The following is an 18,572-nucleotide window of genomic DNA, read 5'->3' on the forward strand; positions in this document are numbered from 1 at the left end:
CCCACGGGAGCGCGGCACCGCACCTCCGAGGAGCCGAATCCGTGAACAGACGCAGTACCGCCCTGCTCCCCCTCACCGCGCTCCTGGCGGCCGCCCTGACCGCACTGCCCGCGCCGAACGCCACCGCCGAGGAGGTCGAGCAGCTCAAGAACGGCACCTTCGACAGCGGAACCGCGCCCTGGTGGGCCTCGGCCAACGTCACCGCCGGCCTCTCCGAGGGCCGGATGTGCGCCGACGTCCCCGGCGGCACCGCCAACCGCTGGGACGCCGCCGTCGGCCAGAACGACGTGACCCTGGTCAAGGGGGAGTCGTACCGCTTCTCCTTCAGCGCCACCGGCACCCCCGAAGGACACGTCGTGCGCGCGATCGTCGGCCTGGCGACGGCCCCGTACGACACCTGGTTCGAGGTGACGCCGCAGCTCAGCGTCTCCGGGAACGCCTACGCGTACACCTTCACCTCGCCCGTCGACACCACCGGCGCGCAGGTCGCCTTCCAGCTGGGCGGCAGCCCGGACGCCTGGCGCTTCTGCATGGACGACGTTTCGCTGCTGGGCGGTGTGCCGCCCGAGGCGTACGAGCCGGACACCGGGCCGCGGGTGCGCGTCAACCAGGTCGGCTATCTGCCCGCCGGGCCCAAGAACGCCACGCTCGTCACCGACGCCACCGCACCGCTGCCCTGGCAGCTGAAGAACGCCGGCGGAACCGTCGTCGCCCGGGGCCGGACCGTGCCGCGCGGCACCGACGCCTCCTCCGGACAGAACGTCCACTCCATCGACTTCGGCGCCTACCGCACGGCCGGCGAGGGCTACACGCTGACCGCCGACGGCGAGACCAGCCGCCCCTTCGACCTCGGCACTGCCGCCTGGGAGCGGCTGCGCCTGGACGCGCTGAAGTACTACTACACCCAGCGCAGCGGCACCCCCATCCGTGACGACCTGCGCCCCGGCTACGGCCGCCCCGCCGGACACGTCGGCGTCGCCCCCAACCAGGGCGACACGGCCGTGCCCTGCCAGCCGGGCGTGTGCGACTACACCCTGGACGTGTCGGGCGGCTGGTACGACGCCGGCGACCACGGCAAGTACGTCGTCAACGGCGGCATCTCCACCTGGGAGGTGCTCAGCACCTACGAGCGCGCCCGGTTCGCCCGCACCGGCGAGCGCGAGCGGCTCGCAGACGGCACCCTCGCCCTGCCCGAGAGCGGCAACAAGGTGCCGGACATCCTCGACGAGGCCCGCTGGGAGCTGGAGTTCCTGCTGAAGATGCAGGTGCCGGACGGACAGCCGCTGGCCGGCATGGCCCACCACAAGATCCACGACGAGCAGTGGACCGGCCTGCCGCTGATGCCGCACGACGACCCGCAGAAGCGCGAACTGCACCCGCCGTCCACCGCCGCGACCCTCAACCTCGCGGCGACGGCGGCCCAGGCGGCCCGCGTCTACCGGCCCTACGACCGGCGGTTCGCCGCCGAGACCCTGGCCGCCGCGCGCAAGGCATGGGCGGCAGCGCTCGCCCACCCCGACATCTACGCCTCCGAGAGCGACGGCATCGGCGGCGGCACCTACGCCGACCGGGACGTCACCGACGAGTTCTACTGGGCGGCCGCCGAGCTGTACCTCACCACGGGGGAGAAGCAGTTCGCCGAGCACATCCTGAAGTCGCCGGTCCACACCGCCGACATCTTCGGCCCCCTCGGCTTCGACTGGGCCCGCACCGCCGCCGCCGGCCGTCTGGACCTGGCCCTGGTGCCCAGCGCCCTGCCGGGCCGCGACAAGGTGCGCCAGTCCGTCGTCCGCGGCGCCGACCGCTACCTGGCCACCCTCAAGGCCCACCCGTACGGCATCCCGTACGCGCCCGCCGGCCAGACCTACGACTGGGGCTCCAACCACCAGATCCTCAACAACGCCGTCGTCCTGGCCACCGCCTACGACCTCACCGGCGCCGACAAGTACCGCGACGGCGCGCTCCAGGCCATGGACTACCTCTTCGGCCGCAACGCCCTGAACATCTCCTACGTCACCGGGTACGGCGAGGTCAGCGCACAGAACCAGCACGCCCGCTGGTACGCCCACCAGCTGGACGCCGACCAGCCGAACCCGCCGCGCGGCACCCTGGCCGGCGGACCGAACTCCAGCATCCAGGACCCCTTCGCGCAGGCGAAGCTGCGGGGCTGCGTCGGCCAGTTCTGCTACATCGACGACATCCAGTCCTGGTCCACCAACGAGCACACGATCAACTGGAACGCCGCCCTGGCCCGGATGGCGTCCTTCGTCGCCGACCAGGGCTGAGGCCCGGTGGCGCACGGTACCGTCTCGGGGCGCTGCTGACCAGGGAGTATTTACTGGCCAGTACCCGAGCGGTACCGTGGCGTCATGCCAGCTCTGAATGTGGAGTTCAGCGAGCGCGAGCTTGAGGACCTGCGGCAGATCGCCAAGGAGCGCGGTACGTCGATGAAGGCCCTCGTGCGGGAGGCCGCCGCGGCCGACATCGCCCGGCACCGGGCGCTCCAGGAGGGTGCCGAGGCATTCCGCCGCTTCTTCTCCGCCCATGCCGACGAGTTCGCCGCCGCTTTCCCGGAGGACGAGACGCCCGGCCAGGGCGAGGGGCGGGTCGCCTGACCGATGACGCCTGTCATCCACATCGACGTGCCCTGGCTGCTCCAGCGCCACGAGGAAGTGCTGCCGGAGCAGCCCACGATCAACGACTTCTCCGCGCTGGTGGCCGCCGTCGCCCGGCACCGCGTGGACCCGCCGCGCCTCGGGGTGGACTCCGACCCCGCCTGGCGCGCCGCCGCCCTGCTGCACACCCTCGCCGTGCTCAAGCCGCTGCCCGCGGCCAACGCCCGCTTCGCCTGCGCCACGGCGGTCGCCTACATGTTCGTCAGCGGCGTCGGCATCGATCCGCCCTACGGTGCCCTGGTCGACCTGGCCCGAGATCTCATCGACGGCAAGGCGGACGTCTACGGGGCGGCCGACCGGCTGCGGTCCTGGCAGATATAGCGCCTGCGGGGGCCGCCGGCCCCCTCCGAGGAAGCCGTGCCCCCGGCCGGACGCTCGGGGCCGCCGACCGAGGGCGGGAGGAACGGGGCCGGCGGCCGTTTCGCGCGAAGAGCCGCCGTTTCGCGCGGGGCCTGCCGAGGAGGCCGGTACACAGTCCACTACGCGCCCTCCTTCCATGGGAGCGTGCGCGACGGACGGGCGTGTGCGTGCCATTCACACGGGGCGCATGGAATGGCGAAAAGCAGCCCGATTCGCCGGGCGGAACTTCTTCCTGACTTTCTTTCAGCGATACGCATGTTGCCCAAGTGCCTTGTTGGCCTTGTGCGCGCTATGGAAAGGTGATGCGCCCGGAGTCCGGACGCTTTTTCCGGTCGCCCGAACTCCTGTGTGTCGCACACGCGTGGGAAGGAATCCGTTCAGTGCCACCCACCCCCCACCCTCCCCGTCCGCCCTACCCTCCCCCAGCCTTCGGCCGGGGGGACGCCCAGCGCGGCGCGTTTCCCGGAGAATCCGACGAGTCCCTCGCCGGCCGGCTCCGCGGCGGTTCCGATACGGAGGTCTCCCGTTCCACCGCCCTGCTGGTCGCGCGGCATTGGCGGTCCGCGCACGAGTACGCGGTCATCTGCCTCGCCGACGCCGGACCCGCCGCGTCCATGGTCACCGCGGCCGCCGTCCACCAGCTCCTCGACCGCCTCACCCTCGGCGAACCGGGCGTCGCGCTGCGCCCGCGGCTGCTGACCGGCGTACGGGACACCGTGCGGCTGTGGGCCGCCGAGGACCGGATATCGGCCGTTCTGCCGGGCCTCAGGAAACCGGCCGGAGGGCGCGGTATGCGGGCGGCGGCCTCCTTGATGCCGGAAAACCGCAGACTTGTCGAACGCGCATTCCAGTCGTTGCCGAGAGTCGACCAGTGCCTGCTGTGGCACACCGAGGTCGAGGCGGAAGCGGTTTCCGTTCCCGCGGCGCTGCTGGGTATGGACGCCGGGCTCGCGGCGGCGTCCGTCGAACAAGCGCGTGAGAAACTCCGGGAAGGCTGTGTCCGCGCGCATAGGGAACTCGCGCCGACAAAGGAATGCCGCTTCCACAACCGCCTTCTGGACGTCCCGATGCGGCGGGGCGGGGCGCTGCTTCCGGATGTGCGGCGCCATCTCGACGAGTGCGGTTACTGCCGTGCCGCCGCCGAACAACTGAGTTATTTCGACGGCGGTCTGGGCGATGTGATCGCCGAGGCGGTACTCGGCTGGGGTGCCCGCCGCTATGTCGACTCCCGTCCGGGACGCGTCCGCCCGGCAGCGGTCCCGCGCCGGTCCGCCCGGCACGGCGCGCCGAGGGTCCGGGGCGGCACACGCCGCCGCCTGCCGCGTACCGCCGCTGACGGGCGCTCACCGCGCGCCCTGCTCACCGGAGTCGGGCTGGCCTCGGCCGGTCTGCTCGCCGTCCTCGTCGGCGCCGGGATGTGGGACGGCGACGGCGGGGCCGAGCCGATGGCCTCCACGGGCGCCCCCTCGCCGGGCGAGGACTCCGCGAGCCCGCCGGCCGCACCGCACGGCAGCGCCGGGATGCCGACCGCGCCCCGCCGCTCCGCGCTGTTCAACGTGGGCGCGAACCGCTGCCTCGACATCGCGGGCCCGCCACGGGCCGGGGCCGGGGTCCAGCTGGCGGAGTGCTCCTCGGCGGGCACTCAGCTGTGGTCGTACACGGACGACGGCCGCCTCCTCAGCGCCGCCGCCCCCGCCCTGTGCCTGGACTCCCACATGGACGCCGGAGTCGTGATCCTCGCGGGATGCGCCGACGCCGGCACCCCGCGCGCCGACGACGTCCGCTACGACCTCACCGAAGCGGGCGAGTTCCTGCCCCGCTGGGACGACCGCCTGGCCCTGGCGGTCGCCGCCGATGACATCGTGGTCAAGGTGAGAGACGGATCCCGTGACCAGCGCTGGTCCACGACGAGGGCCACCGCGTCCGTACGCTCGGCTTCTCTGCCGCACGGGGAGCCCCAACGCCCTTGAGCGGAGCCGCAGCTACGCGGCTTCGCCGTGGGGCGCGACGAGCCACGACCGGCGGCCGGAGACCCCACCACCGGTCGTGGCCCGCCCCGCGGCGCGAGAGATCACCCCGACTCCTCGAGGATGTCGGCCGGCGACACCGTCCCCGGCCTCGCATGCCCCGAGAGCGCCAGCGTCAGATCGAACTCCGCCAGCAGGCACCGCACGACATGCTCCACCCCCGCCTGCCCGTCCAGAGCGAGACCGTACGCATAGGGCCGCCCCAGAAGCACGGCCCGAGCCCCCAGCGCCAACGCCTTGAACACGTCGTCCCCGGTCCGCACCCCACTGTCGAACAGCACGCTGATCCGGTCACCCACGGCCGCCGCGATCCGCGGCAACGCGTCGGCCGCGCCCACCGCTCCCGCCACCTGGCGTCCCCCGTGGTTGGACACCACCACCCCGTCCATGCCTGCGTCGGCCGCCAGCCGGGCGTCGTCGGGATGCAGCACCCCCTTGAGCACGATCGGCCCGTCCCAGTTCTCCCGCAGGAACGCCAGATCCGGCCATGTCTTGCCGGGATCGGCGAACATGCCGACGAAGTGCATCACGGCGGCGTCCGGATCCTCGTGCACCGGCTTGGCCAGGCCCGCCCGGAACGCGGGGTCGGAGAAGTAGTTCGCGGTTCCCACCCCGTGCAGGAACGGCAGATACCCGCGGTCGAGATCGCGCGGCCGCCAGCCGAGGAGCGGGGTGTCCAGGGTGACGACCAGGACACCGAACCCGGCCGCGCGGGCGCGCTGGAGGAAACTCCGCGTCACGTCGCGGTCCTTGGCCCAGTACAGCTGGAACCAGCGCTCGGCGTCCCCCATCGCCTCGGCGACCTGCTCCATGGGCGTGCTGGAGGCCGACGACAGGATGTACGGCACACCCTGCGCGGCCGCGGCCCGCGCGGCGGCCGGTTCGGCGTCGGGGTGCAGGATCGACAGCACGCCGACCGGGGCGAGCGCCACCGGCGCGGGCAGCCGGCGGCCCAGCACCTCGACGGACAGATCCCGGTCGCGCACGTCCCGCAGCAGGCGCGGGACGATCCTGCGCCGGTCCAGGGCGGCCCGGTTGGCGCGCATCGTGCTGCCCTCGCCCGCCGCGCCGGCCACGTAGCCGACCGGGCCCGGACCGAGGCGCTGCTCGGTGAGCGCCTCCAGCCGGGTCAGGTCCGTCGGGAGCCGCGGGACCGCGCCCGACATGCCGTGGAGATAGATCTCGTACTGGAAGTCCGCCCAGTGCCGCCCCATCCGTACGCCCCGCCTCTCGTCGCCCTGCCGTGCCGTCGCCCGGCATCCTGGTGGGTGCCGCCGGGCGCGTCCACAGGGCGGAGCGCGAAAGGGACGGTCAGTCCTCGTCCTGCGCGTCGGGCCCGCGTTCCCTGACCTGCTGGACGTGCTCCAGGGAGTCCCGCAGTTCGGTCAGCCAGTCGTCGGTGTGGCGCTTGACCAGACGGACGCACCAGGCGAGGGCGTCGCTGCGGCTGCGGGCCACGCCGGCGGCGACGAGGGTGTCGAGCACCTGGCGTTCGCTCTGCCGCAGCCGGGTCATCACCGGAGCGGCGAGATGGGTGAACAGGGCGCGGTGCGGCCCGCACCGCACGCCCCAGGAGACCTTCCTGCCGAACCGGTGCTCGGCCTCGCGGGCGACCGCCATGCGGTCCTGACGGGTGCGTTCCCGGAACTCCTCGATCCGGCGCCGTACGGCCGCCTCCCGTTCGGCGGGCGAGGCGTCCTCGGCCGGCCGGGGCTCGGGGATGCGGCCGATGACGGTGATCTCCTCGCGGTCGGCCGAGACCTCGGTCAGCTCCTCGAAGAGGCCGTCGGGCAGACGGCCGGCGAACCAGCCGCGCAGTTCCTCCTGCTGCTGCTTCGTAAGCATGTAATGACGATTACTCGCGCGCTTCATGAACACAAGGGGTCGCGGACGTGTCCGGGAGACGCGGATCCGGAATGTTTCAGGCCGATTACCCAGCGTGATAAAAGCGGTCATTCGGCCACTCCAGATGATCATGGAGCGGACTAATCGGGGCCTGGAGCGGTCGATTCCGTCACTTCTGGCCACTGATTCAATACGCAAGGTTACCGAAACCCGTGCGGTCGATGTGAATTCCGGCTGCGTTCTCGGCAGACTCGCGCTCGCCGGTCCGGCACCGCACCCGGAGGCCGTCCGGCAACCCTCGAACCGAGCGGAAGGATGCACACAATGCGAACCACCGCGCGCTGGGCAGCGACCATCGGCCTCACGGCCGGCGCCCTCTGCGGACCTCTGACCGGGGCCGCCACCGCCGCCCCCGGCAGCGCACCGGCCTCGCTCTACGCCCCGTCGGCCCTGGTGCTCACCACGGGCCACGGCGAGAGCGCGAGCGCCGCCACCGTCGAGCGTGCCGTCACGCTGGACTGCTCCACGGCACCCACCGGCACCCACCCCGACCCGGCGGCGGCCTGCGCCGAACTGCGCGCCGCCGACGGTGACCTGACGGCGGTCGCCACGCCCGAGCCCGGTGTCATGTGCACCCGGCAGTGGGACCCCGTGGTCATCACCGTCGACGGTGTCTGGCAGGGGCAGCGCGTCTCCTACGAGCGCACCTTCGCCAACGAGTGCGTGAAGAGCTCCTACGAGTCGAGCGTCTTCGCGTTCTAGGACCGGGACCGCACGGACGCGTGGATCGCGGCCGGACCCGCGGATGGGGAGTGCGGGCACGGTCGTGTGAGAAGTGCGGTTCCCGCGCCGGGGACCGGCCGGGCGGAGTGGGGCCGCCCGGCCGGACCCCGGCATCATGCGTTCTCGCCCTGATTCCGGGGCTGTTCGTGGTCGTCACCGGCGGGCCGTGCGGTCCGCCGGTGACTTGTGTCGCACCAGGGGAAGGTCCGGCTGCGGGCACAGGTGCACAGCGCCACCTTGAAGCGGTCCGAGGTCACCACGGAGCCGTCCTCCAGCTCCACCTCCACCGGGCCCTCGACGAGCAGGGGCCCCCGGCGCCGGGCGGCGATCCTGCGCGGCGGGTCGGCGGCGGAGTGCGGGGGGTCCACGGGGGAGGACGGGGGCTCTGCGGGGGAGTGCGGGGACTCTGCGGGGGAGTGCGGCGGGTCAGCGGGGGAGTTCGGCACGGATGACCACCAGTTCCTCGGTCTCGTCGGCGGCGGACAGCAGACCCCGCTCGCACAGCCACTCCCGCCGGGCCCGCAGCACCCGCCCGAAGGCGATGCGCCGACGCCGGACCACCGTGGCCTTCAGCCCGGCGGCACGCAGCCGGCCGAGGGTGCGGTCGGGCCCGCTCAGCGCCGAGTGCACCAGCAGCAGCACCCCGCCGGGGCGCAGCAGTGCCGGGGCCTCCAGGCAGATCCGGTCCAGCAGCAGCCTGCCGTCCGGCCCCGCGTCCCAGGCCCGTGCCGCACCACGCGGTGCGCCGGCCCGCGGCGGCGCCGGTACGTACGGCGGATTGGCCAGGATGAGGTCGAACGACTGTCCGCGCACGGGGTCGAAGAGGTTCCCGCGCCGCACCCGGACCGGCTGCCCGGCCAGCAGCGCGTTCACGCGGGCCGCGAGCGTCGCCCGCCAGGACACGTCCACCGCCGTCACCCGCGAGCCCAGCCGCGCCGCGTCCAGCGCCAGCGCACCGCTTCCGGTGCCGACGTCCAGGACTCGCGCGCCGGGCGGGAGCGGTTCGTCACCGAGAGCCTCGGCCAGGAGGGCGGTGTCCTCCTGTGGTGGATAGACCCCAGGGGGGCTGAATCGACTCATGCGCGCCAAGTACCCCACCCGGTCACGATGTACCGGGGGTGGTGCCGAGGGGCGTGTGCAGCGACGATGTCCCCGCGCGCCAGGCGTCGAGCAGGTGGGCGGCGAGGCGGTCCTCCAGCAGGACGGTGGTGTCGATACCGAAGACGACGTCGGCGGCGAGGTGCGGCTCGTCCTCCAGCAGGCCGTCGACCACCTCATGGCGTACGACCTGCTCGTGCACCGCGTCGGCCTCGACGTGCTCGTCGTAGAAGAACGCGGCCGCGGGGCCCGCGCCCGCGCGGCGCATCGCCTTCGCCAGGCGCCGGGAGGCGGGGGAGGAGGTGACCTCGACCGTGGCGAAGTGCCCGACCAGCGCGCCGCGCAGCGAGCGGTGCAGGCCCATCAGCGACATGAGGTTCACCGTCGCCAGGGCCGCGGCGGAGGCCGAGTCCGCGTAGCGGCCGTATGCCGGATCCAGGTCCAGGTCGCTCATCAGCCGGGCGAACAGCTCCGCGTGCACCCGGTCGGCCCGGCCGCCGCCGTACTCGTCGAACTCCACCGCCGCCATCCCCGCCTTCGCCCGGCCGTGCAGCCGCGGCAGCACCCAGGCGTGCGGGTCGGCCTCCTTCAGGTGGTACACGGACCGCTGGGCGGCGTACTCCCGCAGCTGCCACAACTCGCCCTCGGCGGCCAGGAAGTGGCTCACCCCCGAGCCCTCGGCGGGCTCCTCCAGCAGCTCGTCGAGGGCGCCGGTCACATCGTCGTGGGCCGGTACGTCCGAGCGCAGCGCGGTGAGGAAGCGGCCCTCCAGGGCCGCCCGGGTGCGCAGCAGCTCGGGGTCCCACTCGCACTCCGGCGCGACTCCGGCCAGGCCCCGGTAGTGCAGCTCGTAGCACAGATACAGGGCCATCTGCAGGTCGTCGCCGTAGGCGTCGGCGGCCGCGACCGCCTCGGAGGGCGGCAGCGGGCCCCTGCCGAGCAGATGATCGCGTACGGCCGCGGAGACCGGGCCACGAGCGGCGGGCGGGCGCGGAGCGGCGGGATCGAGATCCGTCCGCTCCTGCGTGCGGGACACGGCGAGGTCGTGATTCATGCGCCCCCGGGTACCCGGCTGAACGCGGACCACCGCATCCGACGCCGCACGGCGATGCCGGCCAGCCGGAACGCCCCCTCGCCGGCCCCCACCCGTCCCGGAGCCACCGCGCGGCCCCGCCGGCCCCCGCAGACCCGCCGGACCCGTCAGACCCGCATGCCCCCCGGACCCGTCGGATCCCTGGGCCCCCGCCTGGCCCGGACGGACCTCGGACTCGGCAGGCCGCCAGATCTCGCCGGAGTCTCTGGACTCAGCTGGACCGGACGGTCGGCCGGACCCACTGGACTCCGCTGGGCCGGACGGCCCGCCGGGCCCCGCAGGCGCGCCGGCCTCGAGGTGTCCCGCAGGCCCGCGGCATCTCGCCGGATCGTTCGACCTTCCTGGACCGGAGGGTCGCTGGACTCCACGGGCCGCCGGATGCAGCCGGCCCCGTGGGGACTCTGGTGGCCGCGCAGGCCGCCGGATCTCGCCGGAGTCTCTGGACTCCGCTGGACCGGACGGTCGGCCGGACCCTGCTGGGCCCCGCCGGAGCCCGCAGGCGCGCCGGCGTCGCTGGGGTCCCGCGGGACCGTCGGATTGCCGGGTCTCGCCTGGATCGGACGGTCCGCTGGACTGCCTGTGCCGCCGGACCCACCGGACTTCGCTGGGCCGGACGGCCCACGGGGCCCCGCGGGCCCGCAGGCCCGGCGGACCTCCAGACCCGCAGGCCCGCGGACGGGCCGCGGGGCCGGGGGTCACTCGCCCTGGGATTCCTCCTGCGCCTGCGTGTTCGGGGTGATCGCGTCCCCGGCCTCACCCCGGTGGCGGCGGTCCTCCTCGTCCTCGCGGGTGCGGCGCTCGGCGTCGCGGATCTCGCGCAGGACCTCCTCGCGGGCGGTCTCGGGGCGTTCCTCGGGGCGGATCTCGTCGTCGGTCATGGCGGCTCCTCGGTACGGCTCGGGAACGTGCGGGCACGGGGTCGCGAGGGGCGAGTACCCGCCCCGGTCCCGCGGGAACGGCGTCTTGTCGCCGTCCGGGGGTGTACGGATCCCGGCATTGCGGGAGGAATGGGGCATCGTACGGCTCCCGAAGGAGTGATCCAGCATGCCCGCCGAGCTGACCGGAAGCTTTCTCGCCCTGGACGACGGCCGCCCCGCCGTCGTCCTGGCCCGTGCCTACGCCCGTCCCCCCGAGGGGGTCTGGTCCCTGCTGTTCGAGCCCGGCTGGTTCCCCGCACGGGCCGAGTTCGAGCTGCGCCCCGGCGGCACGGTCCGGTTCAGCGGCGACCCGAACCAGCCGGACTCCACGGGCCTCGTGCTGGCCGCCGAGGAGCCTCGCCGACTGGCGTTCGAGTGGGGCGGCGACGAGATCCGCCTGGACGTGACCGAGGAGGACTCCGGCCGCACCCGGCTCACCCTCACCGACGTCCTCGCGGATGCGGAGGCCGCCGCCCGCAACGCCGCCGGCTGGGAGGTGTGCCTCACCGCGCTGGACGCCCTCGCCCGCGGCGAGTCCACGGACGGCCCGCATGCGGCGGACGCCGAGGCGCTGTGGCGGGAGTGCTACGACGGCTATGTGGAGGCCGGTTTCCCCTCCGGCGCCCCCGTCCCCGGCCCCGGCGAGGGATGACGCTCAGGCCAGCTGCCGCCGCACCAGCTCGTGCAGCCGCCCGCCGGGATCCGCGAGGAGCTGCGCGGGCGGGCCCTGCTGGACGACCTTGCCGTGCTCCATGACGACGACCCGGTCCGCGTCCAGGACCGTGGACAGCCGGTGCGCGATCACGACACGGGTGGCGTCGAGCGCCTTGGTGGACTCGATGACCCGGCGCTGGGTCTCGTTGTCCAGGGCGCTGGTCGCCTCGTCGAAGAACAGGATCCGCGGACGCCGGATCAGCGCCTGGGCGATCATCAGCCGCTGCCGCTGCCCACCGGAGACCGAACCCCCGCCGGAGACGATGGTGTGCAGGCCCATCGGCATCCGCCGGATGTCGTCGGCGAGCCCGGCCAGCTCGGCCGCCGCCATCACCTCCTCCGGTGTGTACGGCTCGGTGCCGCAGATGACGTCCATGATCGAGCCGGTGAACGGCTGCGCGTGCTGGAGCACCACCCCGCACTGCCGCCGCACCGCCGACTGGTCCAGCGCCGCCAGGTCCTGCCCGTCGTAGAGGACACTCCCGGACACCGGCCGGTCGAAACCGATCAGCAGCCGCAGCAGCGTCGACTTGCCGCAGCCGCTCGGGCCGACGACGGCCACGAACTCCCCCGGCCGCACCTCGAACGACACGTCGTCCAGCACCAGCGGCCCGTCGTCGGAGTACCGGAACGACAGCCGCCGCGCCTCCAGCGCCCCCGACAGCGGCCCCGGCCGGGTGCTGCCCGTGCGCACCTCCGGTGTCGCCGCCAGCACCGGCTTGATCTCCTCGTACAGCGGCAGTGCGGCCACCACCGACACGAACGCGCCCGTCAGCTGGGTGACCGAGGTCAGCAGCATGGTCACCGCGGTGTGGAAGGCGAGGAAGTCGGCGGCGGACATCGCACCCCGCGCCGGGCCCGCGAGCAGCATGAACAGCAGCAGCGAGCACAGCGGCAGATACACCGCGCCCAGCACCGCCGACAGGTTCTTGATCCGGCCCACCCGCTGCTGGAGCTCCCGGCTGCGCGCGAACTCGCCCGCCCAGGAGGCGTACGCGTAGTTCTCCGCCGCCGCGACCCTCAGCTTCGGCAGTCCGCGCAGCGTCTGGTAGGCCCGGTTGTTCAGCCGGTTCGTCAGCTTCACCAGCCGCCGCTGCCAGCGCACCTGCCACAGCCCGAGGCCCAGGAACACCCCGGCGACCAGCACCAGCATGCCGATGGCCGCCATCGCCATCGGCACGCTGTACCACAGCAGCAGCGCCAGGTTCATCGCGCCGACCGTCACCGACTGCGCGACCGTGGGCCCGACGCCCGCGAGCAGCCGCCGGATCGCGCTGACGCCCATGGCGGCGCTGGCCAGCTCCCCCGTGGACCGCCCGGCGAAGAAGCTCGTCGGCAGCCGTAGCAGCCTGTCCCACACGGCGGGCTGGAGGGTGGCCTCGATACGGCCCTCCAGGCGCAGGATCGTCAGGTTCTGCAGCAGCATGAACGCCGCCGCCACCAGACTGCTGACGATCACCGCCAGACACACCTGGCCGATCAGCCCGGACTGCGCCTTCGGCACGTACGCGCCGAGCACCTTGCCCGTCGCCACCGGCACCAGCGCGCCGATGCCCACGGTCACCAGCCCGGCGAGCAGCAGCGTCGTCACATCGCCGCGCGTGCCGCGCAGCACGAACCGCGCCAGCCCCAGCGGGCCGAGCCGCCGCTCGGGCAGCGGACGGTAGAACATCACCGCCCGCGGCTCGAACTCGCCCGCGTTCGCCTTCTCCACCGGCGTCTCCCGGCCGGTCGTAGGCTGTACGGCCACATAGCCGCCGCGCCGCCACAGCAGTGCCACCGGCGCCCCGGACAGGGCACGCCGGCCCACCAGCGGGCCCATGTCGTCACGCCACCAGCGCCCGTCCAGCCGTACCGACCGGGTCCGCACCCGCGAGGCCAGCGCGATCCGCTCGACCGGGTCGAGGCGGTCGCTCTCGGTGCCGCCGTGCGCGGGTTCGGCCAGCGTGATCCCGGCCGCGCTCGCGACCAGCCTGCAGGCGGCGTACGTGGCGTCCGCGTCGGCGGCCGTGTGGCGCCGCCCGGAGCCCTTGCCGATGGACGCGAGCAGGGTGCGGTCGGCCTGCGCGCGTACCGCCTCACCGGCCTTGATGCCGGCGGCCGTCCGGGTCTCGTGGGTGTGCTCCAGCTGCTCGATCCAGCGGTCCAGGGTGGTCAGCAGGCGGTACTGCTGCTCGACCATGCTCTGCCACAGCGCCGGGTCCATCAGCAGATCGCCGGCCGCCTCCGCCCCGTAGAGCGAGCCGTACTGCACGCTGCCGGGCGGCACCTGCATCCACAACACGTCGTCGTCGGCCGGTGCCGCGGACGGATCGGCCGCCATCGGCGCCTGGAACAGCACGGACAGACCACGGCCCACCCCGAGGGCGAGGGCGTGCTCCAGGGGACTCGGCTGCGGGGCCACGGGGTTGCCCCACTCGTCGTACGACCAGGTCACCGGCTGCTGCTGGTACAGCTCCCGCAGCCCGATACGGTGCACCACGCAGTCCCGCGACGGCCGGGCGATCAGCGTGTGCCGCGCCCCGGTCGCCGGTCCCAGCAGCAGCGCGCCCGCCTCCAGCCGGCCCACGTGATGCCAGTGGCCCTGCTCCACGGCGTCCACCGCGAACAGGTCCAGGGCACCGCCCGCGACCAGCCACAGCACCTGCGGACCCTCCAGGTCCAGGCGGCCGAAGCCCGCGCAGTCGATGCGCGTGCCCATCCGCCCGAGCGCGCAGAGCACCGGATCGCCCTCGTACAGGCCCTCGTCCACGGCCGTCATCTCACCGCTCCCTGACCAGCGCCGCGTACGCCCCGCCGAGCGCCAGCAGCTCCTCGTGCCGGCCGCGCTCGACGACCGTGCCGTGCTGGAGCACCACGATCTCGTCGCTGTCGCGCACGGTGGACAGCCGGTGCGCGATCACCACGCACGCACAGCCGCGCCGGCGCAGGTTGTCCATCACCACCTGCTCGGTCTCCGCGTCCAGCGCGCTGGTCACCTCGTCCAGCACCAGGATGCTCGGCCGGCGCACCAACGCCCGCGCGATCTCCAGGCGTTGGCGCTGCCCGCCGGAGAAGTTGCGCCCGTCCTGCTCGACCGGGCTGTGGATGCCGCCCGGCCTGCGCATCACCACGTCGTACAGCGCCGCGTCCTTCAGCGCCTCGATCACCGCCTCGTCCGGGATCGACGGGTCCCACAGCGCCACGTTGTCCCGCACGCTCCCCTCGAACAGGAACACCTCCTGGTCGACGAAGGAGACGGACGCCGCGAGCGCCCCGCGTGGAATGTCCTCCAGGCGCCGTCCGTCGATACGGATGACTCCCTCCCAGGGCGTGTACAGACCCGAGATCAGCCGCGACACCGTCGACTTGCCGCTGCCCGAGCCGCCGACCAGCGCCACCTGCCGGCCCGGCCCGACCGTCAGGTCGAACCCGGACAGCAGGGGCTTGTCCAGCGGGCTGTAGCCGAACGTGATGTTCTCCAGCTCCACATGCCCCTGGAGCCGCCGCGTCGACTCGCCGCCCTTGCGTGCGTACAGCGGGTCCGCGCGGAAGTTCTCCACGTCCTTCAGCCGGGCCACGTCCGCGGCGAAGTCCTGGATGCGCCCCACCACACCGTTGAGCCGGGTCAGCGGAGCGGTGAACCGGGTCACCAGCGCCTGGAAGGCCACCAGCAGACCGACCGACACATGTCCCTCGACGGCCCGCAGACCGCCGATCCACAGGATCAGCGCGCTGTTCAGCGTGGCCAGCGTCGGCGCGACGATTCCCAGCCACGCGCCCGGCACCCCGAGCCGCTGCTGCTCCTCCAGCGTGGTGGCGTGCTGCCCCGCCCACTTGCGGAAGTAGCCGTCCTCGCCACCGGTCGCCTTCATCGTCTCGATCAACTGCAGCCCGGTGTACGCCGTGTTGGTCAGCCGCGCGTTGTCGGCGCGCAGCTTGGCCGTACGGGTCGCGCGCAGCCGTACGACGATCCGCAGCGCGACGACGTTCAGCAGGGCCACGCCGATGCCGACCCCGGTCAGCTGCGGGTCGTAGGTGTACAGCAGCAGCGCGTACAGCACCACGACCACCGCGTCCACGCCCGCCGCCGCGAGGTCGCGGGCCAGGGTCTCGGCGACCGCGTCGTTGGACTGCAGGCGCTGCACCAGGTCGGCGGGGCTGCGCTGGGAGAAGAAGGTGACCGGCAGCCGCAGCAGATGGCGCAGGAAGCGGGCGCTGGACAGGGTGGAGGAGATGATCCGGCCGTGGTGCAGGTTGGCCTGCTGCAGCCAGGTCAGCACCACGGTCAGCAGCACGCACGCGGCCATCGCGGCGAACAGCACGCCCAGCAGCGAGGTCTGACCGCCTATCAGAAAGGTGTCGATGTAGGTGCGGCTGAGCGCGGGCACCGCCGCGCCGACCAGCACCAGCAGCAGGCTCGCCAGCACGGCCGCGGGCAGGGTGCCCGCCGTGCCGCGCAGCCGGGCGGGCATCGCGCCGAGGACGCCGGGCCGGCGCCCGCCCCTGGTGAAGTCCTCGCCCGGCTCCATCACCAGCACCACACCGGTGAAGCTGCCGTCGAACTCCTCCATCGGCACGAACCGCCGGCCCTTGCCGGGGTCGTTGACGAAGACACCGCGCCGGCCGAAGCGGCGGCCCATGCCGTCGTAGACGACATAGTGGTTGAAGTTCCAGAACAGGATCGCCGGGCCCTGCACCCCGGCGAGTGCCGCCAGGTCCATCTGCATGCCCTTGGCGGTCAGACCATAACTGCGGGCCGCCTTCAGCAGGTTGGAGGCGCGCGAGCCGTCGCGGGAGACACCGCAGGCGATGCGCAGCTCCTCCAGCGGGACATGGCGGCCGTAGTGGCCGAGCACCATCGCCAGGGAGGCGGCGCCGCACTCGACGGCCTCCATCTGGAGCACGGTGGGGGTGCGCACGGTCTTCGTGCGGGTCTTCGGGGGCGGGGCGGCCGCGGCCCGGCGCCGGGTGGCGGTCACGGCAGCAGCCAGTCGACGGGACGCTGGTCGGCCAGATGGATCGAGCCGTCGGCCAGGGTCATGGAGGTCAGCCGCTGCGGCGGACCGTCGGAGGTCGACCAGCGGTAGCCGCTCTTCGTGCCGGACGCGCGGTCCAGGCGGACCAGCACGGCCACCGGGCGGCCGTCACGGGTGAACTGCTCGCCGAGCTGGCCGTCGCCGAGGAACGCGCCGATCTGCTGGGCGGACTGCGGGGAGGGGTCCACGGACTGCACATGCCCGCGCAGCACCCCGTACCGCTGGGCGGGGACGGTCTGCACGGTCAGGTCCACCGCGGCGTTCGCGGGGATCGAGGCCGCGCTCTTCGCGGGCACGTAGACCGTCGCGTACAGCGGGGCGTCGGCTCGGGTGACCTTCTCCACGGCGGCGAGGTTCGTGCCGGTCGACACGATCTGTCCGACGGACGCGGCGAGCGCGGTCACCCGTCCCGCGGCCACCGCGCGGACCACGGTGTCACCGTCGGCCGTACGGACCTTCAGCACGGCTGCGTCGGCGGGCAGTTGCTCGCCCTGCTCGGCCAGGATCTCGGTGACCTGGCCCGCGACGGGGCTCTGCAGGATGTAGCTGCCCTTGCCGTGGGTGAGCACGGCGGGCGCGCTTACGGTCGAGGACACCTCACCCGTCACCGCCCACACGGACGCGGCCGCCATCGCGACCAGCGTCACGGACAGCACGAGCCAGCCCTGCGGGCGGGCCAGCCGCACCGGAAGGTCGAGCTCGTCCGGGGAGTTGAGCCTGGCGAGGGCCTGTTGGCGGAACTGCACGGATCTTCCTCACCCAGGGATGGTGCGCGTCGGGACAGACCGAGTCCCGGGACCGGCAGGACCGGCCCCGGGACTCAAGAGCACGTCAGGGTGTGCTCCGGCTGCGGTCAGAGACCGGCCACGAAGCCCTGGGCCGGGGCCAGGTTCACGCCGGTGACGCCCTGGGCGACACCGGAGACCGTGTTGACCAGGCCGAAGGCGCCCGGGGCGATCTCCTGGGCCAGGCCCAGGGTGCTGTCGAGGGTGTTCAGGTGCAGACCGCCGGAGACGTTGTCGAGGTCGGCGTCAGCGATCTCGGCGGTCTCGACCTGGGGGGTGGAGTTCATGATGGAACTTCCCTTCCTATGGAAATTTCACAAGGGGGAGAGCGGCCCCTCTGCGCACAGACGGACGGCCGCGGCCCGCGGGCGCCGGACGCCCGTGGAGGGGGAGCCCCGAGCAGGCCCCGCGGTGCGATGGATCAAAGCACGCGCCGACCGCGCGCTTCCAATCAACCAGGCCCCTCACCTGCGCACTTGAGTCCCGCAGGAGACCTATTGGTGCAGGCGTGGGCACGGCTTGACGGCGACTTCTTCACAACCCGCGCGGCAGCGGGGCGAGGGGCGCCGCGGGGTGCGGGCGGCGAATCCGGCACTCCCGCCGCAACCTCGCAACCGGCCCACGGCGCTTGTGCAGATCTGCCGGGTGCCGTGAGCCGGTTGGGTAATCGGTGTGCAGATTCGCTGAAGCGGGGATTCCGCCACATGTTCGCGACCGACCGCTTCTGTTCGGTCGCGGTGCGTGTCGGACCGTGTTCGGTGAAGCTGTGCGCGTGTCTGTCCGTCGGTGCGTCAAGGGGCTCAGCCCAGAAGCGCGTAGACCGTGCTCGCCTTCGCCGCGAGTTCCCCGCTCGCCTCCTCCGTCATCGCGATGTCGGCGAACGCCATCCGGCGGCCCAGCTTCGTCAGCGCCGCCTCGATCAGTACGTCCGACCCGGTCACCGCGCGCTGGAACGACGTCGACTGCTGAACGGTCGTCATCGGTACGAAACCGCCCCGCGCCGCCGACACCGCGATCACCGTCGCCGTGTCCGCCGCGGCCATCAGCGCCTGCCCCGACAGCGCCCCGCCCTCCCGGGCCAGCGCCGCCGACCAGGGCAGCCGCAGCACCGCCCGCCGCTCGTCCAACGCCTCGACCGTGAGCCCCAGTTCCAGGACCCAGGGGGCGAAGTTGGCGGAGAGGATCTTGTCGGCTTCGTCCGTCGTCATCGTCATAAGGGGGATTGTTCCCCCCGCCCCACCGCAATTGAACGCCCCG

The 18,572-nt window shown here is 73.2% G+C and carries 17 protein-coding genes; 6 read left to right on the forward strand and 11 right to left on the reverse strand.

Features of this window, described 5'->3' with window-relative positions; genetic code table 11:
* The first annotated feature begins 41 nt into the window (after positions 1 to 41).
* The 4 genes from ACSU6M_RS30310 (at position 42) to ACSU6M_RS30325 (ending at position 5,005) form a co-directional block, all read left to right on the forward strand.
* Positions 42 to 2,285 carry a glycoside hydrolase family 9 protein gene (locus tag ACSU6M_RS30310; RefSeq protein WP_437073986.1) on the forward strand — a complete coding sequence of 748 codons (2,244 nt, stop codon included), beginning with the start codon at positions 42 to 44 and terminating at the stop codon, positions 2,283 to 2,285.
* 84 nt (positions 2,286 to 2,369) lie between these two features.
* Entirely contained in the window at positions 2,370 to 2,615 is a 246-nt protein-coding gene (locus ACSU6M_RS30315) for a hypothetical protein (RefSeq protein WP_437073988.1), read from the forward strand.
* A gap of 3 nt (positions 2,616 to 2,618) precedes the next feature.
* Positions 2,619 to 2,996 carry a toxin Doc gene (locus ACSU6M_RS30320; RefSeq protein ID WP_437073990.1) on the forward strand — a complete coding sequence of 126 codons (378 nt, stop codon included), beginning with the start codon at positions 2,619 to 2,621 and terminating at the stop codon, positions 2,994 to 2,996.
* A gap of 419 nt (positions 2,997 to 3,415) precedes the next feature.
* Positions 3,416 to 5,005: a ricin-type beta-trefoil lectin domain protein gene (locus tag ACSU6M_RS30325; protein ID WP_437073992.1), complete on the forward strand. Its 1,590-nt coding sequence runs from the start codon at positions 3,416 to 3,418 to the stop codon at positions 5,003 to 5,005.
* A gap of 101 nt (positions 5,006 to 5,106) precedes the next feature.
* Here the strand turns inward: ACSU6M_RS30325 and ACSU6M_RS30330 are convergent, their stop codons facing one another.
* Positions 5,107 to 6,276 (reverse strand): lactate 2-monooxygenase, encoded by a 1,170-nt coding sequence (locus tag ACSU6M_RS30330; RefSeq protein ID WP_437073994.1) that lies wholly within the window; start codon positions 6,274 to 6,276, stop codon positions 5,107 to 5,109.
* A gap of 97 nt (positions 6,277 to 6,373) precedes the next feature.
* Complete coding sequence (locus tag ACSU6M_RS30335) at positions 6,374 to 6,907, reverse strand: hypothetical protein (RefSeq protein ID WP_437073996.1); 534 nt, start codon at positions 6,905 to 6,907, stop codon at positions 6,374 to 6,376.
* 324 nt (positions 6,908 to 7,231) lie between these two features.
* On the opposite strand from ACSU6M_RS30335, the gene ACSU6M_RS30340 reads away from it, so the two are divergent.
* Complete coding sequence (locus tag ACSU6M_RS30340) at positions 7,232 to 7,669, forward strand: subtilase-type protease inhibitor (RefSeq protein ID WP_437073998.1); 438 nt, start codon at positions 7,232 to 7,234, stop codon at positions 7,667 to 7,669.
* A gap of 134 nt (positions 7,670 to 7,803) precedes the next feature.
* Here the strand turns inward: ACSU6M_RS30340 and ACSU6M_RS30345 are convergent, their stop codons facing one another.
* From ACSU6M_RS30345 to ACSU6M_RS30360, 4 genes are all read right to left on the reverse strand, one after another.
* Positions 7,804 to 8,058, reverse strand: coding sequence for a CDGSH iron-sulfur domain-containing protein (locus tag ACSU6M_RS30345; protein ID WP_437074000.1), 255 nt, complete (start codon positions 8,056 to 8,058; stop codon positions 7,804 to 7,806).
* Between the two features lie 58 nt (positions 8,059 to 8,116).
* A complete protein-coding gene (locus ACSU6M_RS30350) occupies positions 8,117 to 8,770 on the reverse strand; it encodes a HemK2/MTQ2 family protein methyltransferase (RefSeq protein ID WP_437074002.1) in 654 nt (217 codons plus the stop codon).
* Positions 8,771 to 8,792: 22 nt separating this feature from the next.
* Entirely contained in the window at positions 8,793 to 9,842 is a 1,050-nt protein-coding gene (locus ACSU6M_RS30355; RefSeq protein WP_437074004.1) for an iron-containing redox enzyme family protein, read from the reverse strand.
* A 734-nt stretch (positions 9,843 to 10,576) separates the two neighbouring features.
* The gene (locus tag ACSU6M_RS30360) at positions 10,577 to 10,759 is read right to left on the reverse strand and encodes a hypothetical protein (protein WP_437074006.1); all 183 of its coding nucleotides are present in this window, start codon (positions 10,757 to 10,759) and stop codon (positions 10,577 to 10,579) included.
* A gap of 166 nt (positions 10,760 to 10,925) precedes the next feature.
* On the opposite strand from ACSU6M_RS30360, the gene ACSU6M_RS30365 reads away from it, so the two are divergent.
* On the forward strand, positions 10,926 to 11,450 hold the full coding sequence (locus tag ACSU6M_RS30365; RefSeq protein WP_437074008.1) for an SRPBCC domain-containing protein: 525 nt from the start codon (positions 10,926 to 10,928) through the stop codon (positions 11,448 to 11,450).
* Positions 11,451 to 11,453: 3 nt separating this feature from the next.
* Here the strand turns inward: ACSU6M_RS30365 and ACSU6M_RS30370 are convergent, their stop codons facing one another.
* From ACSU6M_RS30370 to ACSU6M_RS30390, 5 genes are all read right to left on the reverse strand, one after another.
* Positions 11,454 to 14,273 (reverse strand): NHLP bacteriocin export ABC transporter permease/ATPase subunit, encoded by a 2,820-nt coding sequence (locus ACSU6M_RS30370; RefSeq protein WP_437074010.1) that lies wholly within the window; start codon positions 14,271 to 14,273, stop codon positions 11,454 to 11,456.
* A gap of 1 nt (position 14,274) precedes the next feature.
* Complete coding sequence (locus tag ACSU6M_RS30375) at positions 14,275 to 16,473, reverse strand: NHLP family bacteriocin export ABC transporter peptidase/permease/ATPase subunit (RefSeq protein WP_437074011.1); 2,199 nt, start codon at positions 16,471 to 16,473, stop codon at positions 14,275 to 14,277.
* Positions 16,470 to 17,276, reverse strand: coding sequence for an HlyD family efflux transporter periplasmic adaptor subunit (locus ACSU6M_RS30380; RefSeq protein WP_437074013.1), 807 nt, complete (start codon positions 17,274 to 17,276; stop codon positions 16,470 to 16,472). The genes ACSU6M_RS30375 and ACSU6M_RS30380 overlap by 4 nt, the downstream gene beginning before the upstream one ends.
* A 107-nt stretch (positions 17,277 to 17,383) precedes the next feature.
* The gene (locus ACSU6M_RS30385) at positions 17,384 to 17,602 is read right to left on the reverse strand and encodes a type A2 lantipeptide (protein WP_437074014.1); all 219 of its coding nucleotides are present in this window, start codon (positions 17,600 to 17,602) and stop codon (positions 17,384 to 17,386) included.
* A gap of 513 nt (positions 17,603 to 18,115) precedes the next feature.
* Positions 18,116 to 18,529: a PaaI family thioesterase gene (locus ACSU6M_RS30390; RefSeq protein WP_437074016.1), complete on the reverse strand. Its 414-nt coding sequence runs from the start codon at positions 18,527 to 18,529 to the stop codon at positions 18,116 to 18,118.
* Between the last annotated feature and the right edge of the window lie 43 nt (positions 18,530 to 18,572).

Source organism: Streptomyces sp. enrichment culture, assembly GCF_964272895.1.
GTDB lineage: Bacteria > Actinomycetota > Actinomycetes > Streptomycetales > Streptomycetaceae > Streptomyces.

Coding starts and splice junctions, on each gene's coding strand:
- ACSU6M_RS30315 (WP_437073988.1), top strand. CDS start 2,370: ATGCCAGCTCTGAATGTGGAGTTCAGCGAGCGCGAGCTTGAGGACCTG.
- ACSU6M_RS30320 (WP_437073990.1), top strand. CDS start 2,619: ATGACGCCTGTCATCCACATCGACGTGCCCTGGCTGCTCCAGCGCCAC.
- ACSU6M_RS30330 (WP_437073994.1), bottom strand. CDS start 6,276: ATGGGGCGGCACTGGGCGGACTTCCAGTACGAGATCTATCTCCACGGC.
- ACSU6M_RS30335 (WP_437073996.1), bottom strand. CDS start 6,907: ATGCTTACGAAGCAGCAGCAGGAGGAACTGCGCGGCTGGTTCGCCGGC.
- ACSU6M_RS30340 (WP_437073998.1), top strand. CDS start 7,232: ATGCGAACCACCGCGCGCTGGGCAGCGACCATCGGCCTCACGGCCGGC.
- ACSU6M_RS30350 (WP_437074002.1), bottom strand. CDS start 8,770: ATGAGTCGATTCAGCCCCCCTGGGGTCTATCCACCACAGGAGGACACC.
- ACSU6M_RS30355 (WP_437074004.1), bottom strand. CDS start 9,842: ATGAATCACGACCTCGCCGTGTCCCGCACGCAGGAGCGGACGGATCTC.
- ACSU6M_RS30360 (WP_437074006.1), bottom strand. CDS start 10,759: ATGACCGACGACGAGATCCGCCCCGAGGAACGCCCCGAGACCGCCCGC.
- ACSU6M_RS30365 (WP_437074008.1), top strand. CDS start 10,926: ATGCCCGCCGAGCTGACCGGAAGCTTTCTCGCCCTGGACGACGGCCGC.
- ACSU6M_RS30370 (WP_437074010.1), bottom strand. CDS start 14,273: ATGACGGCCGTGGACGAGGGCCTGTACGAGGGCGATCCGGTGCTCTGC.
- ACSU6M_RS30385 (WP_437074014.1), bottom strand. CDS start 17,602: ATGAACTCCACCCCCCAGGTCGAGACCGCCGAGATCGCTGACGCCGAC.
- ACSU6M_RS30390 (WP_437074016.1), bottom strand. CDS start 18,529: ATGACGATGACGACGGACGAAGCCGACAAGATCCTCTCCGCCAACTTC.